This is a genomic window from 'Vigna radiata' phytoplasma (assembly GCF_030586915.1).
GTDB classification, from domain to species: Bacteria; Bacillota_I; Bacilli_A; order Acholeplasmatales; family Acholeplasmataceae; genus Phytoplasma; species Phytoplasma australasiaticum.
In genome coordinates this window covers 4,895-8,221 of sequence record NZ_JAOSIS010000025.1, presented here as the reverse complement: position 1 = coordinate 8,221, position 3,327 = coordinate 4,895, and the positions used below count along the sequence as shown (strand labels likewise).

The following is a 3,327-nucleotide window of genomic DNA, read 5'->3' as shown; positions in this document are numbered from 1 at the left end:
ACAACTTATAAAGGAAAAGATCATTGATCAATCTACAAATTATAAACAACTATCATTAGATACCATAATAAAACAAACTTTTAACGACGAATTCATAAAATTAACAAATTTAAAAGATGAAATTAATCAAGTTATAAACACTGATAATAATTCTAATACTAACACTAACAATAGTGATAATGATAATTTTAAACTTTCATCAGATAATAACTCTTCATTAGCAACCAAATTATTTTACTTATTGTGCGTTATAATAACAATAACATTTTTACTTATAATTTATCAATTTAACAAAAAACCTCAACATAAAAATCATTTATAAATATTTAAATTTGTTATTAAAACAAATAAAAAAACACTCTCCTAATGTGTATAAAAACATTTAGAGAGTGTTTTTTTATTTAAAATTTTTTTAAAATTTCATTATCCAAAAAATAAAAATGGCGGAGCAGAAGGGATTCGAACCCTTGCATCAATTTCTTGAACTACATCCTTAGCAGAGATGCCTCTTATAGCCACTTGAGTACTGCTCCATAAAAAAATTTATTAATTTTTATTTTAAAAAATGTTAATACGCAATAGATTATAACAAATATAAAGTAAGAAATAAAAAAAATCTTATTTTTTTTAAAATTATCAACAATAATTCTCCGTTATAAAACGGAAAATTAAACAAATTGATTAATTTTAAATTTATTTTTTTATATTAAAAAAACGCAACAAAGAATAACCAAAATAAAATAAAATAATAAAAATAATAATTTTAATAAAATTACGTTCTAACCAAAATTGCCAACCTTGTTGAGTATGAATTATATTTTTTGAATATTTTTGTAAAAAATTAAATACCATATTTTCAATTTCTTCTTCTGATGTAATTGTTTCATCTAATTTTAAATTATGATTAATCCATAAACTAGCTCGTTTACTGATTAAGTTGATAGTGTTAAGATCAGTAGAATCATGAAAATAATTAGACAAAAAATATTGATTAACAATTTGATTAATTTTTGTTTCTAACTTTTGTTCAAATTGTTGTTGATAAATCTCGATTGATTTTTTTAAATTATCAATAATATTATCCAATTCTAAATTTTGTTGAAAATAATTTTTAATTAATTGATTTATTAAATTTTTTTTCAATTTAGATTTTTCGAAAATAGGAACAGAGAGATCTAAATGTTGATATATTTTTTCTTCCCAAATTCTATAATATAAACTATCTTGTTGATAAAAATATTTTTCTTGATTCATAAATATTTTATTTAAAATTTCTTCAGATAAAATATTATTTCGAATCAATGAATCTAATTCTTGATCAAATTCTTGAATAGTTGTTTTTTTTAAATATTCTTTAATTTGTTCAATTTGAATTTGAGAAAATATTTTTTTATTTAAACTTATTTGATTAATTATTTCAGTTATTTTATCATTAATCAATTTTTTAAGGCGATCATAAAGATCTTTATTTAATCGTATAATAATCTTTTCTAAACAAGTTTCTCGAGAAATATTATAATCTTTCCAACATAAATTGATTTCTTCTTCAATCAATTTAACAATATTTAAATTCAATAAATCCTTAATCATTTTCTGAGATAAATTTATTTTAGAAATTATCTCGTTAATCCATTTATCTTTAAATTGTTTTAACCAATCATTAAATAATTCATTTAATACCAAATCATTTAAAGAATTAATTAGGGGATTAATCTCTTCTATCATATTATTCTTTTTTTTTCGTAAAAACGGATATTCTTTAATAAAATTTTCCCATTTTTCAGACAATAAAGAAATAATTTCTTTTTGTTTAGATAAATCCCAAACAAAATATATACAATTAACCTTATATTTATCATTTGTAATATATAACCTTAAAAGTTCTTCCGGATTAGAAATTTTTAAAGTTGGCAAACTATTATAAAAGCTCAAATTATCAGTTATAACCTCTTTAAAATCTAAATAAAAACCTAATAAATGTTCAGGCCACATATTATTCAAATGAATATCATAAAAATAACCTCCATCATTTCTTAAAGAAATATAGACAGGTTTTTTATTTTCTTGACTATTATTTTTAATTAATTGATAATATTCTAATTCTATTGGTTCGAAATCGTTATCTTCAAAAAGTTGCTTAATAGGGATACCATTGTATTCTTTAATAAAAGCTAAATCTTTCCAATTATTAGCTTGATGTTGATGATTTTCCCAATTACCTTGTCCCTTATTAACTTGATTAATTTCTAGTTTTAAATCTAAAGATAACTGCAAATCAATTAATTTTATATAAGGATGTTGATGATTTAATCTTTGCGAGATAGTAACAGCTTGATTTAATAAACTAATTAAACCACGAGGAGTTTTTAATTCATCATAATTAAACTTAAATATAATTTTAGGAATATCATTTATCAAATAATCATAAGCCATTAAATCTAATTTATAATCTTTAGCTTTTAATTTTAAAAATTCCTGAATAGAAGGTAAATCCCACAAATCAACTTTAATACGTTTATCAAAACGACTTAAAATAGCTGAATCTATTTCTTCTAAGATATTTGTCATAGCGACAATAAACACAGGTTTTTCTTTATCTTCGTGAACACCTTCTAAATAAGATAAAAAAGCAGCCACAATATTACCATGATCAGTAGTCAAAGAATTGCTCGATCGAGAACGAAATACACTTTCGCATTCATCTATTAAAATAATACTTGGAAATTTTTTACGAGCTTCCATAAAAAGATTTTCTATTAATCTCGGAGCTTCACCTACATAAGTTTTTGAAAAATCCGAAGATGATAAAGTAAAAACCGATAAACCTGATTCTCGAGCAAATGCTTCAGCTAAATAAGTTTTACCTGTACCTGGAGGACCATACAAGATAATACCTTTAGGAGGCTTTTTCATACCCATGGTCAAATATTGATTAGTATTTTTAAGATAATTCAGATAATCTTGCAATTGTTCTTTTTCGTTAGACATACCAATCAATTGACTAAATAAAGGCATTTGAGAAGTATCTTTAAAAAATCTTTGAGCATCAATATTTAAAGATGTATTTTTAATATTTTCAGAATCTTTTTTATCTAAAAAATTTAACAATGAAGATGTAACAGTCTCCATACTTTTTAAAACACGTTCAAAAGTATTAAGGTGATTATCTATTTTTTGGTTTAAATCTGCGTTATCACGTTTAACCCTGTCCAAATTTCCCTGTAATTGATCACGTTTTTCTTGTAAAGTTCGTAATTCGGTTTGAAGTGTATTAATAGTTGTTTCACTAGATTGATGATCTTGTTGTAATTCGGCTTTAATGGTTTC

At 22.6% G+C, this 3,327-nt stretch carries 1 protein-coding gene, 1 tRNA gene and 1 pseudogene; 1 reads left to right on the top strand and 2 read right to left on the bottom strand.

What is annotated here, in order from left to right:
* Positions 1 to 322: pseudogene (locus OC710_RS02220) on the top strand (hypothetical protein); the annotation flags it as partial.
* A 119-nt stretch (positions 323 to 441) separates the two neighbouring features.
* On the opposite strand, the gene OC710_RS02215 reads toward OC710_RS02220, so the two are convergent.
* Positions 442 to 533, bottom strand: a tRNA-Ser gene (locus OC710_RS02215).
* A gap of 160 nt (positions 534 to 693) precedes the next feature.
* Positions 694 to 3,327: AAA family ATPase (locus OC710_RS02210; protein WP_304514984.1), on the bottom strand; the 2,634-nt coding region annotated here is incomplete at its 5' end.